18 protein-coding genes are annotated in these 18035 nt (G+C 41.2%); all 18 read left to right on the forward strand.

What is annotated here, in order from left to right:
• Window positions 1–69: 69 nt before the first annotated feature.
• The 18 genes from IE337_RS02305 (at window position 70) to IE337_RS02390 (ending at window position 18014) form a co-directional block, all read left to right on the forward strand.
• The gene (locus IE337_RS02305; protein ID WP_191136649.1) at window positions 70–1044 is read left to right on the forward strand and encodes a DUF2785 domain-containing protein; all 975 of its coding nucleotides are present in this window, start codon (window positions 70–72) and stop codon (window positions 1042–1044) included.
• 87 nt (window positions 1045–1131) lie between these two features.
• On the forward strand, window positions 1132–2280 hold the full coding sequence (locus tag IE337_RS02310) for a D-alanine--D-alanine ligase family protein (RefSeq protein ID WP_191136650.1): 1149 nt from the start codon (window positions 1132–1134) through the stop codon (window positions 2278–2280).
• 121 nt (window positions 2281–2401) lie between these two features.
• The gene (locus tag IE337_RS02315) at window positions 2402–2929 is read left to right on the forward strand and encodes a YqeG family HAD IIIA-type phosphatase (RefSeq protein ID WP_191136651.1); all 528 of its coding nucleotides are present in this window, start codon (window positions 2402–2404) and stop codon (window positions 2927–2929) included.
• Window positions 2922–4064: a ribosome biogenesis GTPase YqeH gene (yqeH, locus tag IE337_RS02320; RefSeq protein WP_191136652.1), complete on the forward strand. Its 1143-nt coding sequence runs from the start codon at window positions 2922–2924 to the stop codon at window positions 4062–4064. The genes IE337_RS02315 and yqeH overlap by 8 nt, the downstream gene beginning before the upstream one ends.
• A gap of 2 nt (window positions 4065–4066) precedes the next feature.
• Window positions 4067–4381, forward strand: a complete 315-nt coding sequence (locus IE337_RS02325; RefSeq protein ID WP_057745846.1) for a YhbY family RNA-binding protein — start codon at window positions 4067–4069, stop codon at window positions 4379–4381.
• Between the two features lie 26 nt (window positions 4382–4407).
• Window positions 4408–5034: a nicotinate-nucleotide adenylyltransferase gene (locus IE337_RS02330; RefSeq protein WP_243185605.1), complete on the forward strand. Its 627-nt coding sequence runs from the start codon at window positions 4408–4410 to the stop codon at window positions 5032–5034.
• A complete protein-coding gene (yqeK, locus tag IE337_RS02335) occupies window positions 5027–5632 on the forward strand; it encodes a bis(5'-nucleosyl)-tetraphosphatase (symmetrical) YqeK (protein WP_191136654.1) in 606 nt (201 codons plus the stop codon). Before IE337_RS02330 ends, yqeK begins: the two co-directional genes overlap by 8 nt.
• Before the next feature lies 1 nt (window position 5633).
• Window positions 5634–5999, forward strand: coding sequence for a ribosome silencing factor (gene rsfS / locus IE337_RS02340; protein WP_057745856.1), 366 nt, complete (start codon window positions 5634–5636; stop codon window positions 5997–5999).
• The gene (locus IE337_RS02345; RefSeq protein WP_191136655.1) at window positions 5999–6745 is read left to right on the forward strand and encodes a class I SAM-dependent DNA methyltransferase; all 747 of its coding nucleotides are present in this window, start codon (window positions 5999–6001) and stop codon (window positions 6743–6745) included. Before rsfS ends, IE337_RS02345 begins: the two co-directional genes overlap by 1 nt.
• A gap of 6 nt (window positions 6746–6751) precedes the next feature.
• Window positions 6752–7936: a nucleotidyltransferase gene (locus IE337_RS02350; protein WP_191136656.1), complete on the forward strand. Its 1185-nt coding sequence runs from the start codon at window positions 6752–6754 to the stop codon at window positions 7934–7936.
• 5 nt (window positions 7937–7941) lie between these two features.
• Window positions 7942–8487 carry a YceD family protein gene (locus IE337_RS02355; RefSeq protein WP_057745864.1) on the forward strand — a complete coding sequence of 182 codons (546 nt, stop codon included), beginning with the start codon at window positions 7942–7944 and terminating at the stop codon, window positions 8485–8487.
• 77 nt (window positions 8488–8564) lie between these two features.
• Window positions 8565–11201, forward strand: a complete 2637-nt coding sequence (gene mutS / locus IE337_RS02360) for a DNA mismatch repair protein MutS (RefSeq protein WP_191136657.1) — start codon at window positions 8565–8567, stop codon at window positions 11199–11201.
• Between the two features lie 17 nt (window positions 11202–11218).
• A complete protein-coding gene (mutL, locus tag IE337_RS02365; protein ID WP_191136658.1) occupies window positions 11219–13216 on the forward strand; it encodes a DNA mismatch repair endonuclease MutL in 1998 nt (665 codons plus the stop codon).
• Between the two features lie 19 nt (window positions 13217–13235).
• Window positions 13236–13691, forward strand: a complete 456-nt coding sequence (locus IE337_RS02370) for a flavodoxin domain-containing protein (RefSeq protein WP_191136659.1) — start codon at window positions 13236–13238, stop codon at window positions 13689–13691.
• A gap of 341 nt (window positions 13692–14032) precedes the next feature.
• On the forward strand, window positions 14033–16006 hold the full coding sequence (thrS, locus tag IE337_RS02375; protein WP_191136660.1) for a threonine--tRNA ligase: 1974 nt from the start codon (window positions 14033–14035) through the stop codon (window positions 16004–16006).
• A 110-nt stretch (window positions 16007–16116) separates the two neighbouring features.
• Window positions 16117–16860 (forward strand): glucosamine-6-phosphate deaminase, encoded by a 744-nt coding sequence (locus tag IE337_RS02380; protein ID WP_191136661.1) that lies wholly within the window; start codon window positions 16117–16119, stop codon window positions 16858–16860.
• A 122-nt stretch (window positions 16861–16982) separates the two neighbouring features.
• Window positions 16983–17486 carry a hypothetical protein gene (locus tag IE337_RS02385; RefSeq protein WP_057745880.1) on the forward strand — a complete coding sequence of 168 codons (504 nt, stop codon included), beginning with the start codon at window positions 16983–16985 and terminating at the stop codon, window positions 17484–17486.
• A 3-nt stretch (window positions 17487–17489) separates the two neighbouring features.
• Window positions 17490–18014 carry an ECF-type riboflavin transporter substrate-binding protein gene (locus IE337_RS02390; RefSeq protein ID WP_057745883.1) on the forward strand — a complete coding sequence of 175 codons (525 nt, stop codon included), beginning with the start codon at window positions 17490–17492 and terminating at the stop codon, window positions 18012–18014.
• Window positions 18015–18035: the final 21 nt, after the last annotated feature.

Raw genomic sequence — 18035 nt, forward strand, 5'->3', positions numbered from 1 at the left:
CGTATTTACACTACGAGCCTTTTTATTTGTTATACTGTTACAAACGCTTTATGAGCGAGAGGAGATAACATGAGCAGCAAGTTAATCAATCAAGTGCAACAAGAACTGAGCTTGATGCGAGAAGAAATGCAGGCGGGTGAATTATATGAATCATTAGGACTGCGCGTCGGCGAGCTGCTAGATGATTTAGGAGACAAGGATCCGGCGACGGCCATTGACCAATTAGACGACTATGAAGTAGAACTAATTGTGGAAACGGGTACCCGGCTTCAACGAGGATTACTTGCGAATAAATTGCAAAGTGTTTCAGATGATGATTTGGCGATTTTAGTCAATGGTTTAGGTCAAATTGATCCTGAGGTTCGTGAAGATATGTCTTTGAATGTCTTGATGCAACTCATTCAAAACCAGTTACTGACAACGGAGCAACTCTTAACGTTAAATGCACATGTTTTTCGCCCTGAAGTTTTATACTTTCATTTGCTAGAACAAGATAATGATGGCGTTTTTTTGCGTTCATTTAATCTATGCCTGGTATCAATTATGAAATTGTGGGAGCATCCGTTACCATACACGAAACGGGATTACGATCGTATGGTTGAGTTGTTAGCGACATATGTTGCATTAGAAACGGATACCCGGGGCTTTGTTGATGGTAAAGGTAATATTCGCGCCTTTTTACACATCGGACATGTTTTAGATGCATTTAATTTTGATGAACAACTCATGCGACTTGATAAAATATTCTTATTTACAATCATGTTAGAGCGATATAAGCGGCTCAAGACACCACTTGTGATGGGCGAAGAGCAACGAATTGCAGCCTATTTGGTTAATTTAATGGCGCTTGATCAGCTTTACGTTGATTACGTTCTATCAACGTTGAAGCAAATGCGTCAAGAAGTAATGGTTTTGGGTGAGCCTAAGAATGAAGGTGATTGGCATCGTGTCCATAATCAACGTCGCTTGATGGATGCACTGATGCTCAATGAAAAAACGCCCACAAGTATTACTAATTACTTAAAAGATTTGAATTTTTTCTAGTTTGTGACCCGCAAGAAAAATAAGCGTGTTATACTTGAGTTTCGGAAAACACAGTTGAAGTTAAAAGAATAGTAGGAGAAAAAACACATGGCAGAAAAACTGCATATTGCATTGTTGTTCGGTGGTAATTCATCAGAACACGATGTTTCAAAGCGTTCAGCATTAAACATTTACCAAGCAATGGATAAGAACAAGTATGACGTTGATGTCTTCTTGGTTTCAAAGAATGGAACAGTGATTAACCCAACTGATTCAATGCGCGTCTTACAAGGGGAACCTGAAGACGGAATCGTTGAAGCGGCTGAAGCAGCGCTTGATCCACATAACCCATTGGCACCTTTGATGGCCCTAACAGACTTGAAGGATGTTGATTTATTCTACCCCGTTATTCATGGTAACTTGGGTGAAGATGGAACACTACAGTCATTGTTCCGTTTGTTGAAAAAGCCATATATTGGTGCTGGTCCTGCCGCATCTGCTATGGCCTTTGACAAGGACTTGACAAAGCGTATTTTGAACCAAGCGGGTATCCGTAATACAAACTATGTGCTATTAACTGACCAAAACTACACTTCATACACATATGATGATGTTGTTAAGGAAGTTGGAACAGAGGTTTTGTTTGTTAAGGCAGCTAAGCAAGGTTCTTCTGTTGGAATTCACCGTGTTACGAATGCACAAGAATTTACAGAAGGGGTTGCTGATGCTTTCCAATACGACTATAAAGTTTTGGTAGAAGCATCAATTGACCAACCACGTGAAATTGAAATTTCAATTTTGGGTAACGAACAACCACGTGCTTCTAAGCTTGGTGCCGTTGTGGTGCCAAAAGAAGATGTTTGGTATGACTACAACAACAAATTCGTTGATGCTTCAGGGGTTGCCTTTGATTTGCCTGTTGAATTAGATGATGATCTTGCTGAAGAAATTACAACCATGGCCCTAGATGCATATAAGGCCTTAGGTCTTGTTGGTCTAACACGTATGGACTTCTTGGTTGATAAGAATGGTGTGCCATATTTGGGAGAACCTAACACATTGCCTGGTTTCACAAATATTTCACTTTACCCACAAATGTGGGAAGTTTCTGGCTTGAGTTACTCACAATTAATCGATGAAATCATTGATTATGGTTTGGCAGAATTTGAACGTAATAACAAGTTGTCATACGATTTCATTGCTTTGGGTGATGAAAAAGTTGGACAAAAAAATTACAACGCAGAACGTGCAGAATAGTGACTAACATAAAGACCGATGGAATTGTTCCATCGGTCTTTTATCATGTTTGGGGAGCTTTCTTCAGTCGACGATTTAGCGTATAATATAAACTAAGACTATAGACAAAAAAGGATTTAAAATGACTGAATCATTTACACCAACATGGATGTTAGATGCAATTTACCATCTCACACCCGAACAATTAAATGCCCAAGGGATTAAAGCGGTGTTAACGGATTTAGATAATACGTTAATTGCTTGGAATAATCCAGATGGAACACCTGAATTACATGATTGGCTTGATGAAATGCGTGCAGCAGGTATTACAGTGATGATTGTTTCAAACAATTCTGCTGATCGTGTTGAACGTGTGGCTAAACCATTAGACTTACCGTTCGTTTCACGAGCGCTTAAGCCAAATACAAAAGGACTTAAAGAAGCACAACATGCACTAGACTTAGAACCAAATGAGTTAGTGATGGTTGGCGATCAATTGCTGACTGACGTATGGGCTTCAAATCGAGCCGGTATTCGCAGCATTCTAGTAAAGCCGTTGATTGAAACCGACCAATGGAATACCAAAATTAACCGATTTTTTGAAAAAGGCTTAAAAAAGCGGGTAATGAAAAAGCACCCAGACATGACATGGAGGACTTCAATTGATTAACGAAGCAGAGATTGCGGAATATTTAGAAGATGATTTGCGTTGTATTGGATGTGGCGCAAAAATTCAAACGACAGATCCTGACGCGATTGGCTATACGCCAATGTCGGCTTTGAAAAAGGGATTCGAGAATGAGGAAATCTTGTGTAAAAGATGTTTCCGTTTGCGTCATTATAACGAGATTCAACCAGTTAGTTTGACTGATGACGATTTTCGCCGTTTGTTAGATCAAATCTCACAAACGGATTCACTGGTTGTTTACGTGATGGATGTATTTGATTTTTCAGGTTCACTGATTCCTGGTTTGCACCGTTTTGTGGGGGATAATCCAGTCATCTTAGTGGGAAATAAAATCGATATTTTGCCACGTTCACTCCGTCGTTCAAAAATCAAAGATTGGATGCGTCAGCAGGCAAATATTGCAGGACTTCGACCCGATGATATTGCGTTGACGTCTGGTAAAAACGGAGACGATGTACCTGCATTACTTGAAATGATTGAACGTTACCGAGATGGTCGTGATGTTTACGTCGTAGGGGTTACTAACGTTGGTAAATCAACTTTGATCAATCAAATCATCAAAGAGGTTACTGGTGAACGTCAAGATGTTATCACGACGTCACGTTTCCCAGGAACGACGCTTGATCGAATTGAAATCCCTTTGGATGATCACTCTTCAATTATTGATACACCGGGAATCATTCATCAAGATCAAATGGCGCACTATTTGACACCGAAGGACTTGAAATATGTTTCTCCACAAAAGGAACTAAAGCCAAGGACATACCAATTAAACCCAGGTCAAACGATTTTTGCTGGAGCATTGGCCCGTTTTGATTTTGTACAAGGTGAAAAAGGTGGCTTTACAGCCTATTTTGAGAACAACTTAATGTTGCACCGTACGAAGTTGGAGAAGGCAGATGCCTTTTATGAGCAACATGCTGGTGAATTATTGGCACCTCCTGAGGCGGAACACTTGGCAGATTTGCCTCCATTGCAACGCCATGAATTTAAAACAACACAAAAAACAGATATTGTGATTGACGGCTTAGGTTGGGTGACAGTCCCAGCTAATTCCGTAGTTGCAGCTTGGGCGCCTAAGGGCGTATCTGTTTTGTCACGAAAGGCGATGATTTAAACATGATTGAACTTAGAGGAAAACAAAAGCGTTATTTACGTGCATCTGCCCACGACATGCGTCCGCTATTCAGTATTGGAAAGCAAGGCATGACTGAAAATTGGCTTGACCAACTAGGTGATGCGATTGATAAGCGTGAATTATTTAAGGTAAATATTTTGCCAAACTCAGATGTTACTGTGGCTGAATTAAAGGAGTTTATTGAAGCAAACTCTGATATTCAAGTTGTGCAATCGATTGGACACACTTTAGTGTTGTTTGGTGAATCAAATGATAAAGATCGACGTCACTATTCAGCTGAGGTTCGACATATTTAACAGATAGCATAGGCTGAGGTAGCATGATGCAAATTAAGACGAAAATTCAAGTAGAAGCAACAGCGGTAACAGACGACGCACCACTAAAGGTGGGTATTTTAGGTGGAACACTTAATCCGCCACATTATGGTCACTTGATGATTGGAGAGCAAGTTGCTGATCAATTACACTTAGATCAGATTCGATTTATGCCCAATGCATTGCCACCGCATGTAGATGAGAAAAAAACAATCGATGCAAAAGATCGAGTGAACATGGTGCGTGCAGCCATTATGGGGAATCGACAATTTGATATTGAATTGAGCGAGGTGCTCCGTGGGGGAAAAAGCTATACGTATGATACGATGGCTGCCCTCAAAGAAGCCCACCCAAATGTTGAGTATTACTTTATCATTGGTGGGGATGAGGTAGCCTATCTACCAACTTGGCATCGAATTGATGAACTGCTTGAATTAGTTCACTTTGTGGGCGTCCACCGTAAAGGACAGCCAACTGAGACGGACTACCCAGTCGAATGGGTTGAAATGCCTCAGCTTGAAATTAGTTCAACCGACATCCGTCAACGAATTGCCGAGCATCGCTCAGTAAGGTATATGGTTCCCGATATGGTAGCAGCTTATATTTTCAAGGAAGGATTATATTTAAATGACTGATACAATTAGCTTTCCAGTTTATACAGATAAGTATTTTTCCGGAACACGAGAAGATTTAATTAAGCTTGTTGAAGCACAAGTTTCAACATATCGTTTTGAGCATATTCTTCGTGTTGAAAAGATGGCTTTACAACTTGCTGAAAAATGGCAGGTTAATCCTGAAAAGGCTTCGATTGCTGCCTTAACGCATGATTATGCTAAAGAACGTTCTGATGCTGATTTTTTGGCGGTCATTGATGCTAAACACTTAGACTCAGACCTAAAAAACTGGGGTAACTATCTCTGGCATGGCGTTGTGGGGGCCGAAATGGTCCATGATGAGCTAGCCATTTCGGATCAGGATATTCTCGATGCAATTCGGCAACATACAACTGGGGCGGCCTATATGACAACGTTGAGCCAAATTATCTACATGGCGGATTACGTTGAGGCTGGCCGTGATTTTCCCGGGGTGACCGAAGTACGTCAGCTAGCTTTTGATGATTTAGCAGCTAGCGTTGGTTGGCAAACACGTCACACCCTTGAATTTTTATTACAGAAACAGGGTCCCATTTATCCGGGAACCATGACAACATACAACGAATGGAGTACGAAATAATATGGCAGAATCAAAAATGTTAGAAGTGGCAGTTAAAGCTGCTGATAGTAAGCGCGCTGAGGATATCGTCGCATTAGATTTAGAAGGCATTAGCTTTATTGCTGATGAATACCTTATCATGCAAGCACCAACAGAACGTCAAGTTTTGGCAATTGCTGATGAAATTGTTGATCAAATGGAAAAAGCTGGTTTTGCTTTGACACGTCAAGAAGGACGTCGTGAAGGACAATGGGTGTTGTTGGACTACGGTGATTTGATTGTACACATCTTTAAGAATGATGTTCGTCATTTCTATAACCTTGAAAAGCTTTGGGGTGATGCACCAGAAATTGATATTTCTGACTGGGTGGAAGAGGATTCATTCTAATGAATTATGGCACTTTTGCGAGTCTTTATGATCAACTGTTTGACGAAGCGGCCTATGAGGATTGGTTTGCGTATGCGCAAAATACAATCAAAAAACCACAAGGTCGCTTGCTTGAATTAGCAGGGGGCGCCGGTCGATTGGCCATTATGCTCAAGCAAGCAGGCTACCCTGAAGTGTTTAATTTTGATTTATCATCTGAAATGTTAAGTCTTGCAATGACACATGCTCAGGAAGCTGACGTTGAGCTGCCATTGATTGAAGGTGACATGCGTGAATGGTCAGATTTGGATTTGAACTTTCAAACCATTACGTGTTTTGCTGACTCATTGAATTACTTAGCGAACCCTGCTGAACTTAAGCAAACATTTCAACAAGTATATGATCATTTGGAATCAGATGGGCAATTCTTATTTGATGTGATTACACCAATTCAAACAGATGAAGTCTATCCAGGCTATATGTATAATTGGCATGATGATGAAACTGCCTTCATGTGGTCATCATATGGGGTAGAAGATGAAAAGCATACGGTTGAACATGAGTTAACGTTCTTTGTGTATGAGGAAGAAATTGATGGTTACCGTCAACTTCAAGAGTTACATACAGAAAAGACATACGCACTTAAGGTCTATCAAGACTTATTGGCAGAAGTTGGCTTTAAGCATGTTGAAGTGACCGCAGACTTTGGTCGATCAGAACAAGTTGATCAAGCGACCCGCTGGTTCTTCAACGTCACTAAGGGGTAAACTAGCATGCATGCGGTTGGATTGATAACGGAATATAATCCATTTCATAATGGTCATCTATATCATGTACAAGAGGCTAAACGCGTCACCGATGCGGATGCGGTAGTGGCAGTGATGAGCGGTAATTTTGTACAACGTGGGATGCCAGCTGTAATGGATAAGTGGCAGCGAACAGCGTTAGCGCTGGAGGGTGGCGTGAATTTAGTGGTTGAATTACCCATTGCTTTCGCTGTACAGCCAGCGCATCTTTTTGCACGTGGTGCTGTAATGTTATTGGCAGACCTACAAGTTGAAACGATTGTGTTTGGCGCTGAACATGCAGAGTTGGATTTTATGGGGTTAGCCCAGCAAGCACATGCCACGTTAGCCGATTCGGAACACTTTAAACAAGATTATACGAAAACGTATGCGACCCAATTTAATGATGTGATTGAAGCGTTGGTCGGTTATCGAATTGAAAGTCCAAACGATTTGTTGGGGTTTGCGTATGCTAATGCAGTCATTGAACTTGGCCTACAGGGTGAAATAAGTTTGCATCCCATCCAACGAAAGCAAGCACAATATCACGATCGTGAGCTTGATCAAAACACTGAAGTGGCGAGTGCAACGGCACTACGATTAGCTAGTGGTCAGTCAGTTGCCCAATTAAAGCAATATATGTCAACCACGGGTGCAACTGCTCTGGCAAGAGGGGGGCAAGTTGTACCAATTGATGAGGCATGGCTGACGAGTCTATTGTTTAAGGTACGCACAACGCCTGTTACGGGACTTGAGCAAATTTACCAATTGAACGACGGATTGGCCTATCGTTTAAAAGCTTTAGCTGAAAAAAAACAGTATCAGACAGTTGCGGATCTTTTAGATGATTTCAAATCTAAAAGATATACGCGGTCACGGCTTAGCCGAACCCTGTTATACGTATTATTAAATATGACACAAGTTGAGGTGATGACTGCGCTTAACCAACCTTATTTAAGAATTTTAGGTCAAGACCAGGTTGGCCGAAAATATCTGAAGTATATTCGTGATTTGACGCAACTCCCTGTGATTAATCGGGTCAGTCATCAGGATGTACAAACAATCATGGCCCTTGATTATCGGGCGGGGATGATTTATCAGCTGTTTACACGGCCGGAATTTGATCAGTCTCCCCAAGATACGGGGCGTATTCCAATATATTTTGAGAGGTGAACATAATGAAATGGCATTTTGCTGAGTTACAGAATTATAAAAATGAACCTTTAATGGTCGATGAAACGCTCGATCTAAAAGGACCAATGTTAGAGAAATTCTCGGATGTGATTTTAGATATTGAACCGATTCATGTGACAGGTTATATTCAAGCTGATCGAGACGATTTGCTCATTCATTTACATTTAGCTACAACAATTGTCACCCCATCAAGTCGTTCATTGACACCAGTTGAATTGCCTCTAGAGACAGATATGGATGAAATCTATATCCAGGAAGCAGCGCACGCCGATCGCTATGAAGACGATGAAACCATTATCTTAGTTGAGCATGATTTAATTGATTTTGATGAAGCGATTATGGAGTCAATTGTGGTTTCGGTACCTATGCAAGTTCTTTCTGAAACAGAAAAAGAAACAGATGAAATGCCTTCTGGAAAAGATTGGGAAGTTATTTCTGAAGATGCTTACGCTGCTAGAAAGGCTGAAGATCCTGAAGCGAAACATACCCCATTGGCTGGCTTAGCTGATTTATTGAATGATGATGAATAACGATTTGACGCTTATTGGTATTCAAACACCGGTGAGCGTTTTTCAATACCACATGCTTGGATGGAAAGCGGGGAATTATGGCAAAAAAAGCAACAACGACGCCCATGATGGCACAGTATAATGAAATTAAGGCGCAGTACCCTGATGCATTTTTATTCTATCGACTGGGTGATTTTTATGAGTTGTTTAATGAGGATGCAGTCAAGGGATCACAAATTCTTGAATTGACGCTAACACAGCGCAATAAAAATTCAGAAAATCCAATTCCGATGGCAGGTGTGCCACACCATGCTGCACAAAACTATATCGATATCTTGGTGGATCAAGGTTATAAGGTCGCCGTAGTTGAGCAAATGGAGAACCCAGCTGATGCTGAGGGAATGGTTAAACGCGAGGTCGTCCAACTGGTTACACCAGGGACGCGGATGAAAGACTCTGCAGATGCGGCTAAGGAAAACAACTACTTAGTTGGTTTGACCATGGCGGATGACCATCAACATTTTGGATTAGCGTATGCTGATTTATCAACCGGTGAGCTAAAGGTCACTCGTGTTCAAACAGTGAGTGCTGTTTTGAATGAATTAAGTCGCTTAGAGACAAAAGAAATCGTCACAACTGGAGATTTACCCGATGATTTGAATGCAACGTTGACTAATTTAGGAATTTTAAAATCAAAGCAAACAGAATTTTTAAACAATGCGGAAGTTTCATATTTGAATCAAAATCTGAGTGATGATTTAGAAATTAAAACGACCAATTTGTTGTTGAGTTATTTATTTACAACGCAAAAGCGTTCATTAGATCACCTACAAATTGCACAACCATATGAAGTAGCCCAATTCTTAAAACTTGACCGTAATTCAAGAGCAAATCTTGAAATTACAACTAATTTACGGACACAAAAACGTTCGGGAACATTGCTTTGGCTTTTGGATAATACCAAGACAGCCATGGGTGGTCGAATGTTGAAGCAATGGCTTGAGCAACCGCTTTTAGACCGTTCAACGCTTGAGCAACGTTATGATAAGATTGCCATCCTAATTGATGAATACTTTACTCGGGCAGCTTTGCAAGAAAAGTTACAACAGGTATATGACTTGGAACGTTTAGCCGGACGGATAGCATATGGGACAGCTAACGGACGCGATTTGTTGCAACTGCGCAATTCATTACGAGCGATGCCTGAAATTATTGATTTATTAGCGGACCTCGATCAAACGATTTTTGGTGACTTTATAAAACAACTCGATCCGGTTTCGGATTTAGAGACATTAATTACTGAAGCAATTGATGATGATGCGCCTATCTCAGTGACGGATGGTGGCCTAATCAAGAGTGGCTTTAATCAACAACTCGATAGTTATCGAAAAGTCACAACAAATGGTAAGCAATGGTTGGCTGATTTAGAAGCAACTGAACGTGAGGCCACTGGTATTAATTCGCTAAAAATTGGGTACAATAAGGTTTTTGGGTACTATATCGAGGTGACCAAGGCCAATATTGATAAACTAGATTCGGAACGTTATACCCGAAAACAAACCCTGGTGAACGCTGAACGTTTCATCACACCAGAATTGAAAGAGCATGAGCAAGAAATTCTTGAAGCACAAACAGAATCGAGTGACCTAGAATATCGTTTGTTCGTTGAAGTTCGCGATACAATTAAAACGAATATTGCTCGAATTCAGCAGTTAGCCAATGCGATTTCAACCTTGGATGTCTTACTTTCATTGGCAACAGTGGCAGAAGATTACCATTTTGTCCGTCCAGAACTTACCGATGAAGAAATCATTGATATCAAAGATGGACGTCATCCGGTAGTTGAAAAAGTATTGGGGCATCAAAGTTATGTTGCCAATGATGTGACCATGTCACCAGATGATTTGATTTTATTGATTACTGGTCCAAACATGTCAGGTAAATCAACTTACATGCGTCAATTAGCTTTGACTGTCGTCATGGCACAAATTGGTTCATTTGTACCAGCAAGTTCAGCAAAGTTACCAATTTTCGATCAAATCTTTACGCGAATTGGCGCAGCCGACGATTTGATTTCTGGGAATTCAACTTTCATGGTTGAGATGGCTGAAGCCAATACAGCTCTTCAGAATGCGACAAGTCATTCACTGATTCTTTTTGATGAACTTGGGCGTGGAACGGCGACATATGATGGTATGGCTCTAGCCCAAGCAATTATTGAGTATGTCCATGCGCATACGCATGCAAAAACGCTCTTTTCGACCCACTATCATGAATTAACTGAATTGGCAGAGTCACTGCCACATTTACGTAATATTCATGTTGGTGCAACTGAAGAGAATGGTGAATTGGTCTTTTCACATAAAATTTTAGATGGTCCAGCTGACCAAAGTTATGGTATTAATGTGGCGAAGCTTGCTGGATTACCAGATTCCCTCATCAGCCGGGCGACAGAGATTCTGCATGGGTTAGAAGCTCAGGGCGCAAGTGTGAGTGAGACGGGAAATGAACCTGAACATTTAGCAGAGCCGAGTGCAGTGTATCAAGCACAATCGGTCGCAGCAGTGTCTGAACCTGTGGACACCACTGATGATCAATTGGATTTATTCCAAATTGAAACTAGTCAACAAGGTCAAATGGTGGCCGAAGAAGTTCAAAATTTGAATTTAGCAACGCTAACACCACTAGAAGCCATGATGAAGATTAATCAATGGCAAAACCAATTACGTGAATAACGAGGAAGGAGGGCAGGATGACGCAAATTCAAGTCTTATCAGAAAATTTGTCGAATCAAATTGCAGCAGGTGAAGTGATTGAACGACCAGCATCGGTTGTTAAAGAGCTGGCTGAAAATGCAATTGATGCCCAAGCGCAACATATTGATATTTTAGTTGAAGATGCCGGTATAAAATCAATTCGTGTGATTGATGACGGTAACGGTATTCCTGAAACAGAAGTTTTGAAGGCTTTTGAACGTCATGCGACATCTAAAATCACCTCAAGGCATGATTTGTTTCGGATTAACTCGTTAGGCTTTCGTGGTGAGGCCCTTCCTTCGATTGCATCTGTTAGTGATGTTGTTTTGAAAACGGCCACGGCAGATCAGGATGCTGGGAAGCTGGTTCACATTCGTGGTGGTGAAGTTCAAGAAGAGACAGGGACAACTGCTCGTAAAGGAACAGACATTACTGTGAATGACGTGTTTTATAACACGCCAGCACGGTTAAAGTATTTGAAATCACAATCAACTGAACTTTCAAAAATTGTAGATGTGGTTAATCGCTTGGCCTTAAGTCACCCGGATGTTAGTTTCCATTTAGTGCATCAAAAGAAAGAACTCTTACGAACATCGGGAAATGGTGAGCTACAGCAAGTGGTAGCAGCAGTCTATGGAATTCAGCAGGCACGTAAAATGATTGCGTTTAGTGCTGAGGATGACGATTTTAAAATTAATGGACTAACATCATTACCTGAGTTAACGCGGGCTAACCGTTCATATATTTCTTTAATTATTAATGGTCGATATATTAAAAACTATCAATTATCAAATGCTGTTGTAAAAGGGTATGGTTCAAAATTGATGGTGGGGCGTTTTCCAATAAGCGTGTTGGAAATTGAAATGGATCCGTTATTGATTGACGTAAACGTACACCCGCAAAAGCACGAAGTGCGTTTATCTAAAGAAACTGAATTAGTCGCGTTAATTGAAAACACAATCTATAATCGGATTGCCCAAGAAAATCTCGTTCCAAACGCCTATCAAAATTATTTAGGCGAAGCGACAACTCAAGCAAATGATGATTTTGTGAGTCGGCTGAACGAAACATCCGCACCGTTCCGTTCCGAAGCACAGCCATCCATTGATGTTGCACCAGAAGTTGTACCTGAGGTAGAGGTACAGCCTGAGTCAGAACCGATGGTGAAATCTGATCAGGTCATTGAACCAATTACGGTGACGACGCAATCAGATTTAACGCAAACGGATGTCCAAGCATTTGCTGCACGATATGCACATCCAGCTTCAGCCTTTGATGATGTTATCGCTGATACAGGTGTATCAGGTGCAACGTACGCAGGACAACAAGAAGAACTGGATTTTCAAACGACAACTCAAGCCGAGCGAACAGGCTTGCCAGAATTGAGTTATTTTGGGCAAATGCATGGAACCTTTTTGTTTGCCCAGGGGCCTGAAGGTCTTTACATGATTGATCAACATGCAGCTCAAGAACGGATTAAGTACGAGTATTATCGTGATGAAATTGCTAAGGAAGGTCTCGAGAGTCAACGTTTGTTGGTACCTATTGTTTTGGAATATGCCACTGCGGATGCATTGAAAATTTCTGGACAACTAGATGAGTTAGCTGACTTGGGGATTCATTTAGAGCCATTTGGGACGAATACATTCATTATGCATGATCATCCAGCCTGGTTCCCAGTTGGTCAAGAGGAAGCAACGGTCCGTGAAATGATTGACTGGCTCTTGCGGGATGGGACATTGACGCTCGCCCAGTTTAGAGAGCGAACGGCAATTATGATGGCCTGCAAGCGGTCAATCAAGGCGCACTGGGCCTTGAACGATTATGAGGCTCAAGGATTGTTAGATCAATTGCGTGAAACGAAGAACCCATATAATTGTCCGCATGGTCGCCCTGTGATGGTGACGTTTACCATGAGCGACATGGAAAAAATGTTTAAACGGATTCAAGATTCACACGAATCATGGGTTGAATATGATGAACATCCATTCTAAGGAAAGCAGGGAGAGCTAAATGCTAAAAGCACGGGTTATGTTCGCGACGATTACGGGGAATAATGAGGCTGTGGCGAACATTATTGTCAAAGCCTTCGAGAAGGCAGCAGTCGATGTTACTCGCGAACAAATTGAATTAATTGATCCGCATACGATTACTAAAGCGAATACCGATATTTTAGTCTTGGTTCCCTACACATTTGACTTGGGATCAATTCCTGATGAAGCGCTGGATTTTTATGATGATTTAGCCGAAGTGCAGTTACCAGAGATTGTATATGGAGTGGCTGGCTCAGGTGATGATTATTATGGAAAAGATTATTGTACAGCGGTTGATACTTTTGAAGCGCGTTTAGCCGAAACTGGTGCTAAACAAGGGGCTCCGGGCGTGAAGGTAAATTTGTATCCTGATCAAACAGATGCCGAACATTTGCAGGCCTTTGTCAAAAGGCTATTGGCTAACTTTAAAAATTAGTTTAATTGGTCCTTTTCTTTTAAAAAAAGTGTGCGTATAATAATAATCAAATAGAACGTTGACGAAGATATGTCGTAGAAATCACAACTTGTTTAGAGAGTCCTAGTGGGTGGAAATGGACCAGGTTGTTTTTACGGTACTCCTTCCGAGTCAGCTGGTAAACCAGTTGCGTATTCTCGCGTTAAGAGAACTAGAGTGTTGGCCTAATTTTTGATTACGCTAACTGAACTCGGGTGGTACCACGTAAAAGACGTCCCGTTATGTTACATATACTATGTAGCATAACGGGATTTTTTTATGGCAGAATCAGTCAACAAATATAATCTAAGGAGCATGAACAAATGGCAGAAGTAAACTTAACATTTCCAGATGGTGCAGTGAAAACATATGCTGCTGGAACAACGCCACTTGAAATTGCCAATGGCATTGCCAAGTCACTTGCTAAAAAGGCTGTGACGGCCAAGTTAAATGGTAATTATGTTGGTATGAACGATGAAGTTTTGGAAGATGGTGATTTTGAATTAGTTACCAAGGATCAACCAGAAGCGTTGCAAATTTTACGTCACTCAACATCACATCTTTTGGCACAAGCTTTGAAGCGCTTGTACCCTAACATGCACTTTGGGGTTGGACCAGCGATTGAGAATGGTTTCTACTATGATACTGATAAGCCAGATGGCCAAATCACAGTTGATCAATTCCCAGAAATCGAAAAGGTGATGCACCAAATCGTGAAGGAAAACTTACCAATCGTTTCACGCGAGATTACACGTGATGAAGCCTTGAATATGTTTAAGGATGATCCATACAAGATTGAATTGATTAACGATTTACCTGCTGATGAAAAAATTTCTATCGCTGTTCAAGGAGAGCACATCGAATTGGATAAGGGTGGACTTGTACCATCAACTGGTTGGATTAAGTTCTTCAAGTTGACTTCTGTTGCTGGAGCTTACTGGCGTGGAAAGTCTTCTAACCCAATGTTACAACGTATCTATGGAACAGCATTCTGGAACCAAGCGGATTTGGATGCTGAATTGAAGCGTCGCGAAGAAGCTAAGGAACGTGATCACCGTCGTATTGGTGCAGATCAAGATTTGTTCTTTACTTCAGCTGAAGTGGGAGCCGGTTTGCCAGTTTGGATGCCAAATGGTGCGGCTATTCGTCGAACTTTGGAACGTTACATTGTTGACCGTGAAGTCCAAGACGGTTACAAGCACGTCTACACACCAGTTATCTCAAACTTGAACTTGTACAAGCAATCAGGTCACTGGGATCACTATCGTGAAGATATGTTCCCACCAATGGATATGGGTGATGGCGAATTCCTAGAACTTCGCCCAATGAACTGTCCTTCACATATCATGGTTTATAAGCACAAGCCACGTTCATATCGTGATTTGCCTTTCCGTGTGGCTGAATTAGGCATGATGCACCGTTATGAAAAGTCTGGTGCTTTGACAGGACTTTCACGTGTTCGTGAAATGACTTTGAATGATGGACACACATTCGTGATGCCTGACCAAATCGAAGATGAATTTAAGAAGATCTTGAAGTTGATGGTCGATGTCTATAAGGACTTCGATATCACTGATTACCGTTTCCGTTTGTCATATCGTGACCCGGCAAATACTGAGAAGTATTTTGATGATGATGATATGTGGGAGAAGGCGCAAAAGATGTTGAAGGGTGCTATGGATGACATGGGCTTGGATTACTTTGAAGCCGAAGGTGAAGCAGCCTTTTATGGTCCTAAGTTGGATGTGCAAATCAAGACAGCTTTGGGTGGTGAAGAAACACTTTCAACTATCCAACTTGACTTCTTGTTGCCAGAACAATTTGATCTTGCTTATGTTGGGGCCGATGGTGAACAACACCGTCCAGTCATGATTCACCGTGGTATTATTTCAACGATGGAACGTTTCACAGCGCACCTAACTGAAATGTACAAGGGTGCGTTCCCAACATGGTTGGCACCTCAGCAAGTTCGCATCATTCCAGTTAACCGTGAAGCTCATGGCGCATATGCAGAAGAAATCAAGGATACTTTGGTTAAACAAGGTATCCGTGCTGAATACGATGATCGTAACGAAAAGATGGGTTACTTGATTCGAGATGCACAAACTTCAAAGGTGCCATATACACTGGTTGTTGGTGATGAAGAAGTGAATAACCACTCTATTACAGTTCGTCATTTCGGTTCAACAGATACTGAAATTGAATCATTCGACGAATTCCAAAAGCGTCTTTTGGCTGATATTGCTAACCATTCACGTGGTTACTTAGAAGTCGAAGCAGCACGCGACGAAAAATAAAGCGCTAAAAAGGTTCTCGCTTATGCGAGAACCTTTTTTTGTGCTTGCTTGGTATAGACCAATGTGTTATCATTGGTCTATACCACAAGGGGATTTCAGGAGGAATTATCATGAACATTATTCAAGTTGTCGATCAAAATATGGGTGGAGAAGCTGGCTTCGCTGAATTTAAAACTGCTTTGGATCAAGGGGCAAACACGTTTGGTTTAGCGACTGGTTCAACACCGGTGACTATTTATGAACAACTAACACATTCTGCACTCGATTTTAGTCAGAAGACATCAATTAACTTAGATGAATATGTTGGTCTTTCACCTGAAAATCCACAAAGTTATCACTATTTCATGCAAAAGCATTTGTTTGATGCAAAGCCTTTCCGTGAAAGTTTTGTGCCAAATGGTTTGGCTGAAGACGGTGATGCTGAAGTGAAGCGTTATGATGAAATTATTGCGGAACACCCAATTGACTTGCAATTACTTGGTCTTGGTAAAAATGGACATATTGGTTTCAATGAACCCGGAACGCCATTTGATGAAGGAACGCATCGCGTTACATTGACGCAATCAACGATTGATGCGAATGCACGTTTCTTCGAGGATGAAGCCGATGTGCCACGTTATGCATATTCAATGGGGATTGCAAGTATTATGAAGGCCAAGCACATCGTGCTCGTGGCATATGGCGAGGCTAAGGCTGATGCGGTTGCAGCAATGATTGAGGGTCCTGTAACAGAAGATGTTCCAGCTTCTGCGCTTCAAAACCACGATAATGTGACAGTCATTGTTGATGCTGCAGCTGCAAGCAAATTGAGCACACAAGCACAAATTACGCCTTTTAGTGCAAGCGTTGAATAGTCACAGGGCTTAAATTAAAAATTAAGTGATGTCTAAATTACTAGACGTCACTTTTTTTCTTTAAAACAAATATGCTAAACTATAGAGCAGAACGAATAAATTAGGAAAAGTGGTTGATAAACATGGAATTAGAAGGGAACGCACTCATTGAACGCCTTAAGCAAGACGAGGTCGTAACAAAGACGTATACAGCTGCGGATCAAAGTACGATTAATCTCGATGATCTCTTTACGTTTGTAACCGTGACGCTTGAGCAAGAGCAACTGGTAAGTGCCGAAATTGTCATCAGTGGCGATGAACCAATTCACTTGCGACTTGAATCGAATCTTATTAATCTACCGCTACGATACGTTAATAATATTAGCAAGATTGTGATCAATGACCCGGCTAAAGAAGTTAATCTTTATATGATTGTCGAGAGCCCATTTGTTTCACACTCAAAACTTCGGATTGATTACGCAGCCACGGTTTCAGCTTACTTAGATGACTTTGATTCAGTGGCAGCCAAAATTGCAAATTATTTTGATGAAAAGTTAGCCTTGATTAATGAAAATGAGGCTACTGCCAAAACGGAGGCTGAAAACGAGTCCACAGAGACGGAGCAGCAAAACGATGAGGATGCATAAGTTATGAAATATTTTCTTAAACAATGTGGTCTAGTCTTGGTTTGGGCCTTTGCGGGGTTCTTTGCCTATCAATTTTTGAGCGTATCGATCAATGTGCCCAATACAATGTTGACGTTAGAACCTGCAATATTGGGGGTCGCCTCATTATTTATGGGACCAATTGGTACGATGGGTGTTGGTTTCACCAGTCATTTTTTGTACGATAGTCTAAATTATTCAACAGTATGGTGGACTTGGATTATTACTGAAGGGGTCGCCGGATTGATGTTAGGCTTGGTGTCACGTCGCTTAGAGTTGTTGACCCGTCAACTAACGATGAAACAGATTTTACAATTTAACTTTTGGCAAGCTCTCGTGAATTTTTTGGCTTGGGGGCTAATTGCACCATTAGGGGATTACTTAATTTATAAATCAAGTTTGACGTTTGTTTTCCAGCAAGGCGTGTCCGTTGCGACGATGAATACACTGGTGATTGGTATTTTTGTCAGCTTGTTTTTGTACTTTTATCATTATTTCTTCAAATCATAAACGAATCGATGCGATGCATCG

The sequence above is a fragment of the Weissella viridescens genome (assembly GCF_014789145.1).
Taxonomy (GTDB): Bacteria; Bacillota; Bacilli; order Lactobacillales; family Lactobacillaceae; genus Weissella; species Weissella viridescens.